The sequence below is a fragment of the Labrys sedimenti genome (assembly GCF_034424805.1).
GTDB classification, from domain to species: Bacteria; Pseudomonadota; Alphaproteobacteria; order Rhizobiales; family Labraceae; genus Labrys; species Labrys sedimenti.
This window is the reverse complement of the sequence record NZ_JAXOUF010000021.1, coordinates 1-15291: the sequence shown is the minus strand read 5'-3', so window position 1 is coordinate 15291 and position 15291 is coordinate 1. Positions and strand designations below refer to the sequence as shown.

14 protein-coding genes are annotated in these 15291 nt (G+C 63.5%); 9 read left to right on the top strand and 5 right to left on the bottom strand.

What is annotated here, in order from left to right:
- Positions 1 to 190 precede the first annotated feature (190 nt).
- Both U1R88_RS30270 and U1R88_RS30265 read left to right on the top strand, forming a co-directional pair.
- The gene (locus tag U1R88_RS30270) at positions 191 to 1105 is read left to right on the top strand and encodes an ROK family protein (RefSeq protein WP_322434634.1); all 915 of its coding nucleotides are present in this window, start codon (positions 191 to 193) and stop codon (positions 1103 to 1105) included.
- Positions 1102 to 1824 carry a copper homeostasis protein CutC gene (locus tag U1R88_RS30265; protein ID WP_322434633.1) on the top strand — a complete coding sequence of 241 codons (723 nt, stop codon included), beginning with the start codon at positions 1102 to 1104 and terminating at the stop codon, positions 1822 to 1824. The genes U1R88_RS30270 and U1R88_RS30265 overlap by 4 nt, the downstream gene beginning before the upstream one ends.
- Before the next feature lie 188 nt (positions 1825 to 2012).
- Here the strand turns inward: U1R88_RS30265 and U1R88_RS30260 are convergent, their stop codons facing one another.
- Together U1R88_RS30260 and U1R88_RS30255 are read right to left on the bottom strand one after the other, a co-directional pair.
- Positions 2013 to 3611, bottom strand: coding sequence for an inorganic phosphate transporter (locus tag U1R88_RS30260; RefSeq protein WP_322434632.1), 1599 nt, complete (start codon positions 3609 to 3611; stop codon positions 2013 to 2015).
- Positions 3612 to 3721: 110 nt separating this feature from the next.
- The gene (locus U1R88_RS30255; RefSeq protein ID WP_322434630.1) at positions 3722 to 4069 is read right to left on the bottom strand and encodes a tetratricopeptide repeat protein; all 348 of its coding nucleotides are present in this window, start codon (positions 4067 to 4069) and stop codon (positions 3722 to 3724) included.
- Positions 4070 to 4716: 647 nt separating this feature from the next.
- On the opposite strand from U1R88_RS30255, the gene U1R88_RS30250 reads away from it, so the two are divergent.
- The 3 genes from U1R88_RS30250 to U1R88_RS30240 all read left to right on the top strand — a co-directional run bounded on the left by U1R88_RS30250 (position 4717) and on the right by U1R88_RS30240 (position 7434).
- Positions 4717 to 6024 (top strand): DEAD/DEAH box helicase, encoded by a 1308-nt coding sequence (locus U1R88_RS30250; protein WP_068294523.1) that lies wholly within the window; start codon positions 4717 to 4719, stop codon positions 6022 to 6024.
- 36 nt (positions 6025 to 6060) lie between these two features.
- Positions 6061 to 6342: a translation initiation factor IF-1 gene (gene infA, locus U1R88_RS30245; protein WP_068294521.1), complete on the top strand. Its 282-nt coding sequence runs from the start codon at positions 6061 to 6063 to the stop codon at positions 6340 to 6342.
- Between the two features lie 384 nt (positions 6343 to 6726).
- A complete protein-coding gene (locus U1R88_RS30240) occupies positions 6727 to 7434 on the top strand; it encodes a class II aldolase/adducin family protein (RefSeq protein WP_322434629.1) in 708 nt (235 codons plus the stop codon).
- 75 nt (positions 7435 to 7509) lie between these two features.
- On the opposite strand, the gene U1R88_RS30235 is transcribed toward U1R88_RS30240, so the two are convergent.
- Together U1R88_RS30235 and hslU are read right to left on the bottom strand one after the other, a co-directional pair.
- The gene (locus tag U1R88_RS30235) at positions 7510 to 8313 is read right to left on the bottom strand and encodes a MetQ/NlpA family ABC transporter substrate-binding protein (protein WP_322434628.1); all 804 of its coding nucleotides are present in this window, start codon (positions 8311 to 8313) and stop codon (positions 7510 to 7512) included.
- A 228-nt stretch (positions 8314 to 8541) separates the two neighbouring features.
- Positions 8542 to 9843 (bottom strand): ATP-dependent protease ATPase subunit HslU, encoded by a 1302-nt coding sequence (gene hslU, locus U1R88_RS30230; protein ID WP_322434627.1) that lies wholly within the window; start codon positions 9841 to 9843, stop codon positions 8542 to 8544.
- 368 nt (positions 9844 to 10211) lie between these two features.
- On the opposite strand from hslU, the gene U1R88_RS30225 reads away from it, so the two are divergent.
- The 4 genes from U1R88_RS30225 to U1R88_RS30210 all read left to right on the top strand — a co-directional run bounded on the left by U1R88_RS30225 (position 10212) and on the right by U1R88_RS30210 (position 14839).
- A complete protein-coding gene (locus U1R88_RS30225; RefSeq protein ID WP_322434626.1) occupies positions 10212 to 11282 on the top strand; it encodes an ABC transporter ATP-binding protein in 1071 nt (356 codons plus the stop codon).
- 168 nt (positions 11283 to 11450) lie between these two features.
- Positions 11451 to 12767, top strand: coding sequence for an ABC transporter substrate-binding protein (locus U1R88_RS30220; protein ID WP_068294513.1), 1317 nt, complete (start codon positions 11451 to 11453; stop codon positions 12765 to 12767).
- Positions 12768 to 12993: 226 nt separating this feature from the next.
- Positions 12994 to 13932: a carbohydrate ABC transporter permease gene (locus tag U1R88_RS30215; RefSeq protein WP_322434625.1), complete on the top strand. Its 939-nt coding sequence runs from the start codon at positions 12994 to 12996 to the stop codon at positions 13930 to 13932.
- Positions 13933 to 13939: 7 nt separating this feature from the next.
- On the top strand, positions 13940 to 14839 hold the full coding sequence (locus U1R88_RS30210; RefSeq protein ID WP_068294510.1) for a carbohydrate ABC transporter permease: 900 nt from the start codon (positions 13940 to 13942) through the stop codon (positions 14837 to 14839).
- 73 nt (positions 14840 to 14912) lie between these two features.
- Here the strand turns inward: U1R88_RS30210 and U1R88_RS30205 are convergent, their stop codons facing one another.
- Positions 14913 to 15176 (bottom strand): hypothetical protein, encoded by a 264-nt coding sequence (locus U1R88_RS30205; protein ID WP_322434624.1) that lies wholly within the window; start codon positions 15174 to 15176, stop codon positions 14913 to 14915.
- Positions 15177 to 15291 lie beyond the last annotated feature (115 nt).

The window sequence follows — 15291 nt, the reverse complement described above, 5'->3', positions numbered from 1 at the left end:
CCTTATAAGCTCCTCCAAAGCGTTTTGCGATTTGGCGGCATCGCCAAGAATCGCAAAGACGCGTCGAACCAAAGAGTCAGAGCAACGCAGCGTCGCTGTGTAAACGCGCTTTGCTCTAGGGGAATGCGAAATCATAGCTGACGCCACGCCCTAATACAGGAAACAACGGTTTGGAAGGTTTCTTCTGTCAATGACGATCTGCTTCGACATCGGTGGCTCCGCCATCAAGGCGGCCATTGCCTCGCCGCAAGGCGAGATCCATCCCTTTGCACGGGTTGCGACGCCGCTCGACGATTTCGAAGCCTTTGCGCGTGCGCTCGCGGATCTGAGGCGGCAAGGCTCGGCTGGGGCAGGGGATGTCATCGCCTTGTCCATCACCGGCGTGGTCGATCCGCACAGCCAGATCATCACCTGTGCCAATATTCCCTGCATCGACGGGCGGCGGCTGGCTCCTGACCTGGCCGAGCGGCTAGGCGTGCCTGTGCACGTCGCCAATGACGCCGATTGCTTTGCCCTCGCCGAGGCGGTGCAGGGTGCCGGGCGTGGGCATCGCATCGTCTTCGGCATCATCATCGGCACCGGCATCGGCGGCGGTGTGGTCATCGACGGGCGGATCCTCGCCGGCGCCGGCGGCTTTGCGGGGGAATGGGGACACGGACCGGTGGCGGCGCTCGAGGCGGGCGATCCGCCGGCCGTGATTCCGCGCTTTGCCTGCGGCTGCGGCCAGAAGGGGTGTGTCGACACGATCGGCGGCGCGCGCGGCCTCGAGAGGCTGCATCGCCATCTCACCGGCGACGAATGCGAGAGCACGGAAATCATCAGCGCCTGGCGCGCGGGCGATGCCGCCGCGGCCCGCACGGTGGCCTGCCAAGTCGATCTTGTCGCCTCGCCCCTGGCCTTGGCCGTCAATATCATCGGCGCCGATATCGTGCCGGTCGGCGGTGGCCTCGCCAGCGTACCGGAACTGATCGCAAGGCTGGACGAGGCCGTGCGCCGCCGCATCCTGCGGCGATCCGGCGGGCCGCTGTTGGTGCCGAGTCTTCTGGCGCCGGAGCCCGGATTGATAGGCGCGGCCCTCTTGGCCCATCAGGGAGAACGTCCATGACGGCCTTGCTCGAAATCTGTGTCGCCGATCCCCGCAGCCTCGAAGCCGCGATCGAAGGCGGCGCCGACCGCATCGAACTGTGTTCGGCGCTCGAACTCGGCGGGTTGACGCCGTCACCGGGCCTGATGCGCCTAGCGGCGCAGGCACCGATCCCGGCCTATGCCATGATCAGGCCGCGGGCCGGGGATTTCGTCTTCTCCGCCCGGGAAGGGGAGATCATGCTCACCGATATCGAGGCGGCGGGCGGCGCCGGGCTGGCCGGTGTCGTATTGGGCGCCTCCCAGCCGGATGGCCGGCTCGACGAAGCCCTGCTGTCGCGCCTGCGGGTGCATGCCAGGGGGCTCGGCACCACGCTGCATCGCGCCTTCGATCTGGTGCCTGACCGGCCGGCCGCGCTGGAGACGGCCATCGCGCTCGGCTTCGAGCGCATCCTCACATCGGGCGGGGCGGCTGGCGCATCCGCGGGCCTGGACGAATTGGTGCGCCTGCATCGGGCGGCCCGAGGTCGCATCGGCATCATGCCGGGTTCGGGATTGACGCCGGCCAATATTGCAGCGCTGCTGGCGGCGCTTCCCGTCACCGAGGTGCACAGCTCCTGTTCGGCCGAAGGGGAGCCATGGAGCGCCGATGCCGTCCGCCTCGGCTTTGCGGTGGGCGGGCGGCGCCAGACCAGCGTCGAGATCGTCCGGTCATTCCGGGATGCGATGGCGGCAGCTTAGGTCAACCGGGCGAATGAATTCAGCCCCGATTGAGCTGCCCCTCACCCTTACTCTCCCCCCGCAAGGGGCGGGGGTAAGGGTGAGGGGCAGGGCAACGGTGCAAATCAGGCGCTTTTTACTCTTTGTCAGTGCTTCGAAAAGAAATGGCCGCCCCGGGGCGGCCATTCCAACGAAGAAGGCGCAGGGTCTCAGATGATCTGGCGCAGCACCACGAAGAGCACGAAGGACAATGCCATCGAGGCGGGCAGGGTGAGCACCCAGGCCATGATCAGGTTGCGGACCGTCGACATCTGCAGCCCCGTACCGTTGGCCGCCATGGTGCCGGCGACACCCGAAGACAGCACATGGGTGGTGGAGACCGGCAGGCCGAGATAGTCGGCAGCGCCGATCGTCGCCGCGGCGACGATCTCGGCCGAGGCTCCCTGGCCGTAGGTCAAGTGGGTCTTGCCGATCTTCTCGCCGACCGTCACGACGATGCGCTTCCAGCCCACCATGGTGCCGAGGCCGAGGGCCAGGGCGATGGCGACCTTCACCCAGGTCGGGATGAACTTGGTCGTGTTGTCGGTGGCGGTGTGATAGGTCTTGATCGCCTTCAGGTCGGCATCCGATACCGGCAGCAGCTTCTTGGAATCGATCAGCTTGAGGGCCTCGCCGATCAGATACATGTCGTTGCGGGTGTTGGAGACCAGTCCCGCGGGCACCGCCGCGGCCGAACCGTAGGGCGAGAGCTGGGAGGTGGTCTGTTCGATGAAGATCTTGAGGGCCGGTGTCGTCTCGTCGCTCCAGGTCCGCGTGCGCACCGCCTCGGCGACCTTGACCTTGGCATCGGCGGGAGCGACCGCCACGCCCGGCTTGATGTAGTTGCCCAGGACCGAACCGGCCGCGGTCGACGCAGCCTTGTAGGTTTCGAGATAGTTGATGTCGGGCGTGCGGTTGAGCGCGAAGGCGGTGGGCACCACGCCGATCAGGATCAGCATGATCAGGCCCATGCCCTTCTGGCCGTCATTGGAGCCATGGAAGAAGCTGACCAGCGTGCAGGTCAGGATCAGAAGGCCACGGATCCACAACGGAGGCGGATTGCTGCCCTTCGGCTCGACATAGAGGGCCTTGTTGCGCACCACGGTTTTCATCAGGAGCAGCAGGGCGCCCGCCAGGAAGAAGCCGAACAGGGGCGAAATGAGCAAGGAAAGGCCGATATTCTTGGCCTGGGACCAGTCGACGCCGCTGGTCGCCGAGCCGGCGGGGGCCAGGAACTGGTTGGCGAGGCCGACACCGATGATCGAGCCGACCATGGTGTGGGAGCTCGAGGCCGGCAGGCCGAAATACCAGGTGCCGAGGTTCCAGACGATGGCGGCGATCAGAAGTGCGAAGACCATCGCAAGGCCCGCACTCGAGCCGACCTGCATGATCAGTTCCACCGGCAGCAGCGAGATGATGCCGAAGGCCACCGCACCGCTCGCCGTGAGTACGCCGAGGAAGTTGAAGAAACCCGACCAGATCACCGCGAATTCGGCGGGGAGCGAATGGGTATAGATTACTGTCGCCACCGCATTGGCGGTATCGTGGAAGCCGTTGACGAACTCGAAGCCGAGCGCGATCAGCAGGGCAAGGCCGAGCAGGATCCAGGGCACGGCCACCGCGCCGGTAAGATCGGCGACCAGCGCGTAGCAGACATAGCCCAGGCCCCCGAGCAGGATCAGGGCGATCACGATATTGGGCAGGTTGCCGAGAGAGCTAGGCCTATCGAGCGGATGGCCGCTCCTTTGGCCCGATGTAACGTCCGTCATCACCAAACATCCCCGTGTTTCCATGGTCTGGCGACCCTTAGGCGGGGTTCGTGAAGCTTAGATGACAAAATGTTAACCTTGCGCCGCGGGCAAGGAAGAAGGCGGGTCGGTCAGGCCTCTTTCGCGGGGGAAAACGCCTGCTGGCGCCAGAGGAGCTGTACGGCCCGGTCGAAATCGGCGGTGGCCTTGTCGAAGGCGCCGAACTGGCGATGCACGACGCTGCGCTTGAAGAGGGCATCGGCATGGCCGGGGTCGAGCGCGATCACCCTGTCATAATCGGCGATAGCCTGCGGGAAGGATCGCTTGTGGTGATAGGCGAGGGCCCGTTCGTACAAGGCGTCGACGGCATCGGGGCTGCGTTCGAGCGCCCTGCTGAATTCGGCGATGGCCCTGTCGAAGTCCCGGTCGTCGGGCCTTGCCGGGCTGGCATCGGCAGGCGTGGTTTCGGATTCGGACATGCTGACGGAACGCCCTTGCATTTCGGCGGAACCTACCGGGAGTACGGCGAAGCCCTCCTTCATCCGCCGCAGGGTCCCGAGTCACGCTCGAAAGAATCTAAGCGTATATGAACAGCAACGTCAGGGAATGTCCATGACGTTGCGTTAGAGGGCCGGGGGGGGGGCGACGTTTGCAGCTTGGGCGCTGTCAGTTCTTTAGGCGCTCGAGGGCCAGCTTGCGCCCCACGATGGCATAGAATCCGGCGGGATTGCAGGCATCTCGCCTGCATCTGGAGGCGGCACGCTTGCGGGAACGGAAGAGCAGCCGAGACGCCTGTGATGCCAGGATGGGCCTTCCGTCCTCCTTTCCATCGCCGCGATTGCCCTTTCTCCGCTTTTTTCTTGACTTTGCGCTGCAAAAAGCGCAGCAACCGCGTGTAACGACCGCTCGGGGGTTCGCGCGGCGCGCTGGTTTTTGGCTTTTTCAGAAGCAGTGCCTCACCTCCCGGCCGTCCCCAACAACATTCCGCTGCTCCCATCCGCGCGTGGGTCGCGATATCGCCGTACCGTTTCATCATGCCTTTGCGGCTGAAGACGGGCTGTGATCGCGGACCCGGACGGTGGCCGCGCTGCTGTCCGATCGACGAGCGTGGCATGAAGGATTTAATGTGACTTCCGAAGTAACTTTTGCAGCGCTCGGCCTTGCCGAGCCGCTTTTGCGTGCGCTTGACGCCGCCGACTACAAGAACCCCACCCCGATCCAGCACAAGGCGATTCCCGCCCTTCTCGAAGGGCGCGACATGATGGGCCTGGCCCAGACCGGCACCGGCAAGACGGCCGCCTTCGCGCTGCCGATCCTGCAGCGCCTGTCGAAGTCGCGCCATGGCGCCGGCCCCAAGGGCGTGCGCGCCCTGATCCTGGCGCCGACGCGTGAGCTCGCCATCCAGATCGACGAGAGCTTCCGCGCCTATGGCGTGCATATGGGCTTCCGCATCGCCGTGATCTTCGGCGGCGTCAGCCAGGGTTCGCAGGTCAAGGCGCTCTCCGACGGTGTCGACATCCTTGTCGCCACCCCCGGCCGCCTGCTCGACCTGCAGCAGCAGCGCAAGGTTCGCCTCGACAAGGTGGAGATCCTGGTGCTCGACGAGGCCGACCGCATGCTCGACATGGGCTTCTCGCGCGACGTGCTCAAGATCGTCGACGAGACGCCGCTGGAGCGCCAGTCCTTGCTGTTCTCGGCTACGATGCCGAAGACGATCAAGAAGCTCGGCGAGGAGATCCTCCTCAATCCCGTGCATGTCGAAGTGACGCCCGAGGTGGTGACCGTCGACAAGATCGACCAGCACGTCTATCACGTGCCGGCCTCGGTGAAGCGCTCGCTGCTGCTCCATTTGCTCAATGATCCGGCGATGAGCCGCGTCATCGTGTTCACCCGCACCAAGCATGGCGCCAACCGCGTCTCGGGCCATCTCGACAAGGCCGGTATCCCCTCGGCGGCGATCCACGGCAACAAGTCGCAGAATGCCCGCCAGAAGGCGCTGGAGGATTTCCGCTCGGGCTCCACGCGCATCCTGGTGGCGACTGACATCGCCGCCCGCGGCATCGACGTCGACGACATCACCCATGTCGTCAATTTCGAGATGCCGGTGGATGCCGAGAGCTATGTGCACCGCATCGGCCGTACGGCCCGGGCCGGGCGCAGCGGCATTGCCTATTCCTTCTGCGATCCCAATGAGCGCGACGAGCTCAAGGCGATCGAGCGCCTGACCAAGAAGCCGCTGATGGTGGCCGCTCCGGTGCAGGGCCTCGAAGCCGACCAGAAGCACGGCGAACGCGGTCCGCGCCATCCGCATCAGGGCAAGCCGAATGGCAAGCCCCGCAACAACGGGCAGCCGGAAAAGTCTCATTCGGGCCAACCGCGCCCGGGGCGCTCGCGGCGTCCGGGTGGCCGCAACAATCAGCGCCGCGCCGCCTAAGGGCGCGGCATTCCATTTTCCCAACAGGATTTGCACATGGCAAAAGAAGAACTGATGGAATTTGAAGGCGAGGTTTCCGAAGTGTTGCCGGACGCCCGTTTCCGCGTGAAGCTCGACAATGGCCACGAGATGATCGCCTACACGGCCGGCAAGATGAAGAAGAACCGCATCAAGACCATCGAGGGCGATCGCGTCACCGTCGAGATGTCGCCCTACGACCTCGACAAGGGGCGTATCATCTTCCGCCACAAGGACGAGCGCGCTTCGTCCGGCCCCCGTCCGCCGCAGCGCGGCGGCGGCAATATGCGCCGCCGCTGATCGGATTCGGTAGGCGGGTCTTCAGGCCCGCCCACGCCCTCCTTTGCCGGAGGGCGCGGGTTGACGTGCCGGTCTTCGGAGCCTGACCGAAAAGTCGGTAAAACTCGACTTTTGTCATTGCAGCGCTTCGCCCCCCCACCGGACAAGCTGTCCGGTATAATTAGGGCCGCAATCTCCATCAGTGGCCGTATCTGGATGCCCGGGATAAGCCCGGGCATGATAAAACTCAGCCTTCCTCGGTTCTGTTTGCGATTATCGAGTCAGGCTCTGGAGACCGGCGCGCCGGCTTCCTGCGCTCAATATCGCTCATTCGACAATTTTGGCTTGCCACCCCGGGCCCTTCTTCCGCATCGATGGCACAGCCTCGATTCCGGAAGATCCGCCATGAGCCAAGACGATCCGCGCCAAGACGATCCGCGCCAAGACGACCCACGCCAAGACGAACTGGGCCTGCGCCGTGCCATCATCGACAAATGCCGCTGGATGAATGCCAACGGCCTCAACCAAGGCACGTCCGGCAATATTTCGGCTCGCTGCGGCGACCGCATGCTGATCACCCCGTCGGCCATCCCCTATCACGAGATGGAACCGGAGATGATCGCCGCCATGCCCTTCGAGGGCGAGTATGGCGCCTGGGAAGGACCGCTGAAGCCCTCGGTGGAATGGCGTTTCCACTTCGACATCCTCAAGGGCCGCCCGGATGCCGGCGCCGTGGTGCATACCCACGCCACCTGGTCCACCATCCTCGCCATTGCCCACAAGCCGATCCCGGCCATCCACTACATGATCGCAGCCTTCGGCGGCCCCGACATACGCTGTGCGCCCTATGCCCGTTACGGCTCGGAGGAATTGTCGCGTTTCGCCCTCGAGGCCCTGGAAGGCCGCAATGGCTGCCTGCTCGCCAATCACGGTATGATCGCCGTCGGTTCCAGCCTCGACAAGGCGATGTGGCTGGCCCATGAACTGGAAACGCTGGCCAAGCAATATTACCACGCCCTTCAGATCGGGGGCGCGAACATCCTGCCCGACAGCGAGATCACTGAGGTGGTCGAGGGCTTCAAGAGCTACGGCCTGCAGGACAAGAAGCCATAAGCTTCGAAGTCCTGGCGGAGTAAAGGCGGAGGCGCCCGGCGACTTGCCGGGACCCCGCCCTGCGATGTCCGGGGTTCACCAAGTCGGCACATAGGCGCCCTTGTATTTGGCCAGGACGAAGTCCCGGACCTCGGGCGAGCGATAGGATTGCGCCAGGAGCGGCACCCAGGGCTTGTCCTTGTCGGTGGTGCGTACGGCAATCAGGTTGGTGTATTGCGGCTTGAGTTCTTCCAGGATCAAGGCCTGCTTGGTCGGATCGAGACCTGCGGTGACGGCATAATTGGCATTGACGGCTGCGGCATCGACATCGTCGAGGGAGCGCGGCGTCTGGGCCGCGTCGACCTCCAGGAAGTGCAATTGCTTGGGATTGGCGGTGATGTCGGCGACGATCGGCTTGTAACCGACGCCGTCCCTGAGGCTGATCACGCCCTTGTCGCGCAGCAACAGGAGCGTGCGGCCGCCATTGGTCGGGTCGTTCTGAATGGCGATGGTAGCGCCGTCGGGCACCTCGCTCCAGGCCTTGTGCCGGCGTGAATAGACACCCAGGCGTGAATTGATGATCGGGGCAATGCCGACGATCTTGTAGCCGCGGTCGGCGATCTGGTTGTCGAGATAAGGCTGGTTCTGGAAGGCGTTGGCCTCGATCTCCCCGGCATCGAGCGCGGCATTGGGCACGACATAGTCGGAAAATTCGATCACCTCGATGTCCAGGCCCAACTTGGCGGCAACGGGCTTGGCCGCTTCCAGGGTCTCGGCCATCGGCCCGGGCGTGGCGCCGATGCGGATGCGTGTCGATGAGGCGAGGGCGGCCGCGGGTGCGGCGAACAGGGAAGCGGCGGCCAGCGCCAGGACGGAGCGGCGGGTGAGGGAGGAAGGCATCGATAAACTCTCCGAAGGGATGGATCGATGCGATGGTAGAAAAGTCAGTTCATTAAATCCATAAAAATTATATATTTATAGAGTCTTTGAACCAAGAGACGATAGGGCAGGGTAGCCGAAACTGGGTAGAATGAGGCGCGACCTCCCTCCCCAGCTTCGTGGGGAGGGAGGTCGCGGCCTTGCTTGTCAGGCAGTTGCATTCACGACCGGCTGCCAACCGTATGAACTTTACAGGATGAACTGACTGAGATCGGTGTTCTTGGCGAGGTCGCCCACCGTCTTCTGCACATAGTCGGCGTCGATCGTCACTTTCTCGCCGCCCTTGTCGGGGGCGGTGAAGGAGATCTCGTCGAGGATGCGTTCCATTACCGTCTGTAGCCGGCGCGCGCCGATATTCTCGACGGTGGCGTTCACCTGCACCGCGATGGCGGCGATGGCGTCGATGGCCTCGGGCGTGAAGCTGAGCTCAAGGTTCTCGGTACCCATCAGCGCCACATATTGCTTGATCAGGCTGGCTTCCGTGTCGGTGAGGATGCGGCGGAAGTCGTCCTGGGTCAGTGCCTGCAGTTCGACCCGAATCGGCAGGCGCCCCTGCAATTCCGGCAGGAGGTCGGAAGGCTTGGCGACATGGAAGGCGCCCGAGGCGATGAAGAGGATGTGGTCGGTGCGCACTGCACCGTGCTTGGTCGACACGGTGGTGCCTTCGATCAGCGGCAGAAGGTCGCGCTGCACGCCCTCGCGACTGACGTCGGCGCCGCCGCGGTTTTCCCGGGCGCAGATCTTGTCGATCTCGTCGAGGAAGACGATGCCGTTGTTCTCGACCTGCCGGATGGCTTCGTGCACGATCTGCTCCTGGTCGAGCAGATTGTCAGCCTCCTCCTGGATCAGCTGGTCATAGCTGTCCTTGACCGTGGTGCGCTTGGTCTTGGTGCGCCCCGAAAAGGCCTTGCCGAAGATGTCGCCGATCGAGACGACGCCCATTTGGCCCTGCGGCAGGCCCGGCAGCTCGAAGGAAGGCGAGGAGGTGTCCTTCATCTCGATCTCGATTTCCTTGTCGTCGAGCTCGCCGGCGCGCAGTTTCTTCTGGAAACTATCGCGGGTCGCCGGGCTCGCCGTCGCGCCGACCAGGGCGTTGAGCACGCGCTGTTCGGCGGCCAGATGTGCCTTGGCTTGGACTTCCTTGCGCTTTTCGGCCTTCACCAGCGCTATGCCGATATCGATGAGATCGCGTACGATCTGCTCGACGTCGCGCCCGACATAACCGACTTCGGTGAACTTCGTCGCTTCCACCTTCAGGAAGGGCGCATTGGCAAGCTTGGCAAGGCGGCGCGAAATCTCGGTCTTGCCGACGCCGGTCGGCCCGATCATCAGGATGTTCTTGGGCATCACCTCTTCGCGCAGCGTCTCGTCGAGCTGCAGGCGGCGCCAGCGATTGCGCAGGGCAATGGCGACGGCGCGCTTGGCGTCGTGCTGGCCGACGATGTGGCGGTCGAGTTCTGAGACGATTTCGCGGGGGGAGAAATTGGACATAGGCACTCGGGAGGAAGGGTAAAGCTGCTACATAATGGCTGAAACGCGAAAATCCAGCATCGAGAATTGAAGCCGACCCCGCAATTGCGCGAAGCGAATGGCGCGAGGGCGGTATGATGATAACGCAACCTCCGTCCCAGGGTATATTGGTCTGAAGATTTGTGAGGGATGATGGGCTCTTTGCCTTGACAGGAGTCTTGTCCCACCGTCAGGATGCCGCCGCCTGTGGGGACCGTCTGCACCGATGGTGGGTCGGCTCCGGCAGGCCTTTTAGGTGTTCGCAACGGTCCGAAAGAGGCCGAAAAGGCAGAAATGCCGCCTTGGTGGCGGTGATCGGGCTCATCATCCTTTTGCTTGGGGGAAACGTCGTGGCGTCAGTCGACTTCGTCAATGTCAGGAAATCATTCGGGACCCACCCCGTCATCAAGGGCGTGGATATCGAGATTGCCGATGGCGAGTTCGTGATCCTGGTCGGCCCCTCGGGCTGCGGGAAGTCCACGCTCCTGCGCATGCTGGCGGGCCTGGAGAACATCTCGGACGGCGAGATCCGCATCGGCAAGGACGTGGTCAACAACCTGCCGCCCAAAGAGCGCGACATCGCCATGGTGTTCCAGAATTACGCGCTCTATCCGCATATGAGCGTGGCCGACAATATGGGCTTCTCGCTCAAGCTGAAGGGCGCCAGCAAGGCCGACATCGAGAAGCGCGTGAAGCCGGCCGCCGAAATCCTTGGCCTTTCCAAGCTGCTCGACCGTTATCCGCGCCAATTGTCCGGCGGCCAGCGCCAGCGCGTTGCCATGGGCCGGGCGATCGTGCGTGACCCGCAGGTCTTCCTGTTCGACGAACCGCTCTCCAATCTCGACGCCAAGCTGCGCGTCGCCATGCGCGCCGAGATCAAGGAACTGCACCAGCGCCTGAAGACGACGACCGTCTATGTCACCCACGACCAGATCGAGGCCATGACCATGGCCGACAAGATCGTGGTGATGCATGACGGCATCGTCGAGCAGATCGGTGCTCCGCTCGATCTCTACGACCAGCCGGCCAATCTGTTCGTGGCCGGCTTCATCGGCTCGCCGGCGATGAATTTCATCAAGGGCAAGCTGGATCCCAGCGATTCCAGCCGCTTCATCGCCGAGGATGGCAGCGTGCTGCCGGCGCGGGCGCCGCGGCAGGCGACCGACAAGCCGCTGATCTACGGCCTCAGGCCCGAAAGCCTGCGATTGAGCGCCGGCGGTATTCCGCTGACCGTCGTGGTCACCGAGCCGACGGGATCGGAAACCCATATGATGGCCAAGCTCGCGGGCACGGACGTGGCCTGCGTCTTCCACGAGCGCGTGGCGGCACAGCCCGGCGAGACCATCAATGTCTCCATCGATGTCGGCTCGACCCATCTGTTCGACGCCGAAAACGGGCGTCGGCTGGAGCCGGCCGCCTGAGCGGCCTCTTCAGCCGTCCGAAAACGGTTTGGCCTTCGGGCCGCCGGGATGAGCGCCGTGCCAGCGTAGGCCGGGCCATTTCCCATGGACGTCGCAGGAGAGCTGCGTTGTCCTCGGTTCTGCCGATCTGCCTATAAATATAAGTTGCCATTGCCAGGGAGGACTTCGATGACGATCAACAGACGTGATCTGCTCACTGCTTCCGCAGGTCTCGCCGCGGCCGCCGGTTTTGGCCGGTTCGGCATCGGGCCGGCTTTCGCACAGGGCGCCGAGCCCGCCTACAAGCCCGAAGAGGGCGCCAGCCTGCGCGTGCTGCGCTGGACCCCCTTCGTGCAGGGCGACGAGGACGCCTGGCTCGCCAACACCAAGAAGTTCACCGAGGCGACCGGCGTGCAGGTCCGAGTCGACAAGGAAAGCTGGGAGGACATCCGTCCGAAGGCGGCCGTGGCCGCCAATGTCGGCTCGGGTCCGGACATCGTGCTGTGCTGGTTCGACGATGCCCATCAATATCCCGACAAGCTGACCGACCTCACCGAGCTCGGCACCTATCTCGGCGGCAAATATGGCGGCTGGTATGACGGCCTGAAGGGCTATGCCACGCGTGAGGGCAAGTTCATCGCCCTGCCGCTGGCGGCGATCGGCAATGCCATCTGCTACCGCGACAGCCACATGAAGGCGGCCGGCTTCAGCGAGTTTCCCAAGGATACCGCCGGCTTCCTCGAATTGTGCAAGGCGCTGAAGGCCAAGGGGACGCCCGCCGGCTTCCCCCACGGCAAGGCGGTCGGCGACGGCAACAACTATGCCCATTGGCTGCTGTGGAGCCATGGCGGCAAGATGGTCGACGAGAGCGGCAAGGTCACCATCAACTCGCCCGAGACCATCGCCTCGATCAAATATGCCAAGTCGCTCTACGAGACCTTCATTCCCGGCACCGAGAGCTGGCTGGACATCAACAACAACCGGGCCTTCCTCGCCGGCCAGGTTTCGCTGACGGCCAATGGCGTCTCGCTCTATTACGCCGCCAAGAAGGACGCCAAGCTCAAGGAACTGGCGGCCGATATCCGCGCGGTCAACTTCCCGGTCGGTCCCGTCGGGCAGAAGATCGAACTGCACCAGACCACGTCGGCGCTGCTGTTCAAGCATTCCAAATATCCCGAGGCGGCCAAGGCCTATCTGAAGTTCATGTATGAGGAACCGCAGATGAATGCCTGGATCAGCGGATCCAGCGCCTATTGCTGCCAGGCGCTGAAGGCTTTCGCCGCCAATCCGGTCTGGAAGGCCGATCCGATCCATGAGCCCTATTCGCATGCGTCCGAAACACTGCGGCCCAATGGCTATGCCGGTCCCCTCGGCTATGCCTCGGCCGGCGTGATGGCCGATTACGTACTGGTCGACATGTACGCGGTCGCGGTGACCGGCCAGATGTCGCCGGAGGATGCGGCGGCCCAGGCCGAGAAGCGCGCCAATCGCTATTATCGGGTGTGAGGTCGCCAGGAGCAGTATCGTGGTGCTTGTACCCCTCATCTGGCTGCCGCCACCTTCTCCCGCAAGGGGAGAAGGGACTGGATCCTGAGAGGTTGGGTCGACCAAGCAACCTTCACTACGGCTCGACGCTCCCAAAACAATCCCCTTCTCCCCTTGCGGGAGAAGGTCCCGGCAGGGGGATGAGGGGTAAAGCCTCCTTCCTCCTTCCCTCCCACCAAGGCACCTCATGAGCATCGCGACATCGAGACCACGGCCGCGACCTTCCGCCTTCGCCAGGCTGGCGCAGAGCAAGGGCATGCTTGGCACGCTCTTCATGCTGCCGGCCGCGGTGTTCCTGATCTGCCTGCTGGCCTACCCGCTGGGCCTCGGCGTCTGGCTCGGCTTCACCGATACCAAGATCGGGCGCGAGGGCATTTTCATCGGTCTGGAGAACTACGAGTTCCTCTGGGCCGATTCGGTGTTCTGGTTGTCGGTGTTCAACACCATCGTCTACACGGTCGTCGCCTCGGCCCTGAAATTCGGCCTCGGCCTCTGGCTCGCTCTGCTGCTCAACCAGCATCTGCCTTTCAAATCGCTGTTCCGGGCGATCGTACTGCTGCCCTGGGTCGTACCCACCGTGCTGTCGGCGCTGGCCTTCTGGTGGATCTACGATTCGCAGTTCTCGATCATTTCCTGGTCGTTGATGCAGCTCGGCCTGATCCAGCAGCCGATCAACTTCCTCGGCGATCCCATCAATGCCCGCATCTCGGTGATCGTCGCCAATGTCTGGCGCGGCATTCCCTTCGTCGCCATCTCGCTGCTGGCCGGGCTGCAGACGATTTCGCCCTCGCTGCAGGAGGCGGCTTCGCTCGACGGCGCCACGAATTGGCAGCGCTTCCGCCATGTCACGCTGCCCCTGCTCACACCGATCATCGCCGTGGTGATGACCTTCTCGGTGCTGTTCACCTTCACCGATTTCCAGCTCATCTATGTGCTGACCAAGGGCGGACCGGTGAACGCCACCCATCTGATGGCGACGCTTTCCTTCCAGCGCGGCATTCCCGGCGGCCAGCTCGGCGAAGGCGCGGCCATCGCCGTGGCCATGGTGCCCTTCCTGCTGGCGGCGATCCTGTTCAGCTTCTTCGGCCTGCAGCGCCGGCGCTGGCAGCAGGGCGGCGGGGAATAGCGGAGGCATGACGATGAGCTCAAACCAAGCTACCGCCCCGCTCGCCGACCACGTCGAGGGCATGGGCTATCTCTCCAGCCTGCCCCGGCGGGTGGTGACCGTCTACCTGCCGCTGCTGGTCTTCGTCATCGTGCTGCTGTTCCCGTTCTACTGGATGGCGATCACCACGGTGAAGCCCAACGACCAGCTGACCGACTATGCCAATTACAGCCCGTTCTGGGTGGTGGGCCCCACCCTCGAACATATCCGCTATCTCCTGTTCGAAACGTCCTATCCAGGCTGGCTGCTCAACACGATCTATGTCTCGGTGGGCGCGACGGCGCTGGCGCTTGTCGCTTCCGTGCTCGCCGCCTATGCGATCGAGCGCATCCGCTTCAGGGGATCGCGGATCGTCGGCCTCCTGATCTTCCTGGCCTATCTGGTGCCGCCCTCGATCCTGTTCATCCCGCTCGCCTTCATCGTCTTCAAGCTCGGTATCTACGATACCAAGCTGGCTCTGATCGTCACCTATCCGACCTTCCTGATCCCCTTCTGCACCTGGCTGCTGATGGGCTATTTCCGCTCGATTCCCTACGAGCTGGAGGAAAGCGCGCTGGTGGATGGGGCCTCGCGCTGGCAGATCCTGGTCAGGGTCATCCTGCCGCTGGCGGTGCCGGGCCTGATCTCGGCCGGCATCTTCGCCTTCACTTTGTCGTGGAACGAGTTCATCTACGCACTGACCTTCATCCAGTCTTCCGAGAACAAGACCGTGCCTGTGGGAGTGCTGACCGAGCTGGTGCGCGGCGACATCTTCGAATGGGGATCCCTCATGGCCGGGGCACTGTTCGGCTCCCTGCCGGTGGTGATCCTCTATTCCTTCTTCGTCGATTATTACGTGTCGTCGATGACGGGTGCGGTGAAGGAGTAGGAGTTCCGGACCAATGGCCCGGGTGTTCTCCGAACCGCTGACGCCTTTCCTGCGGTTCAGGGAAGAGTTGGTGTCAGCGTCGGTTGCGCCGCTCCTCATACATCTGTTCGAGCGGGTCGATGAAAGATCCGCCGAACAGCACATAGGCGACGACGAAATAGACGAATTTGGCGAGGGTGAAGAAGCCGATCCATTGCAGCAGCACGAAGGGCGCGCTCACCGCGACGAGGCCGAAGCAGACCAGCGCGCTGGCGACGAGGCATGCCAGCAGCACCACCAGATGCATCAGCAATTGCGTCGCGCTGTCATAGGCGCTGAGATCGAATCTGCCCTTCATGCCGCCTCCGGTTCAGGACCGGGATTCTCCGCTATTAGAGCGTTTTGCGATTAGACGGAATCATCTCGAATCGCAAAGACGCGTCGAACCAAAGAGCGAGAGCAAAACAGCGTTT

Excerpts from the sequence above, each read along its gene's own strand:
- U1R88_RS30260 (WP_322434632.1), bottom strand. The coding sequence starts at position 3,611 with ATGACGGACGTTACATCGGGCCAAAGGAGCGGCCATCCGCTCGATAGG.
- U1R88_RS30240 (WP_322434629.1), top strand. The coding sequence starts at position 6,727 with ATGAGCCAAGACGATCCGCGCCAAGACGATCCGCGCCAAGACGACCCA.
- U1R88_RS30220 (WP_068294513.1), top strand. The coding sequence starts at position 11,451 with ATGACGATCAACAGACGTGATCTGCTCACTGCTTCCGCAGGTCTCGCC.
- U1R88_RS30215 (WP_322434625.1), top strand. The coding sequence starts at position 12,994 with ATGAGCATCGCGACATCGAGACCACGGCCGCGACCTTCCGCCTTCGCC.
- U1R88_RS30265 (WP_322434633.1), top strand. The coding sequence starts at position 1,102 with ATGACGGCCTTGCTCGAAATCTGTGTCGCCGATCCCCGCAGCCTCGAA.
- U1R88_RS30205 (WP_322434624.1), bottom strand. The coding sequence starts at position 15,176 with ATGAAGGGCAGATTCGATCTCAGCGCCTATGACAGCGCGACGCAATTG.
- U1R88_RS30270 (WP_322434634.1), top strand. The coding sequence starts at position 191 with ATGACGATCTGCTTCGACATCGGTGGCTCCGCCATCAAGGCGGCCATT.
- infA (WP_068294521.1), top strand. The coding sequence starts at position 6,061 with ATGGCAAAAGAAGAACTGATGGAATTTGAAGGCGAGGTTTCCGAAGTG.
- U1R88_RS30255 (WP_322434630.1), bottom strand. The coding sequence starts at position 4,069 with ATGTCCGAATCCGAAACCACGCCTGCCGATGCCAGCCCGGCAAGGCCC.
- U1R88_RS30235 (WP_322434628.1), bottom strand. The coding sequence starts at position 8,313 with ATGCCTTCCTCCCTCACCCGCCGCTCCGTCCTGGCGCTGGCCGCCGCT.
- U1R88_RS30210 (WP_068294510.1), top strand. The coding sequence starts at position 13,940 with ATGACGATGAGCTCAAACCAAGCTACCGCCCCGCTCGCCGACCACGTC.
- hslU (WP_322434627.1), bottom strand. The coding sequence starts at position 9,843 with ATGTCCAATTTCTCCCCCCGCGAAATCGTCTCAGAACTCGACCGCCAC.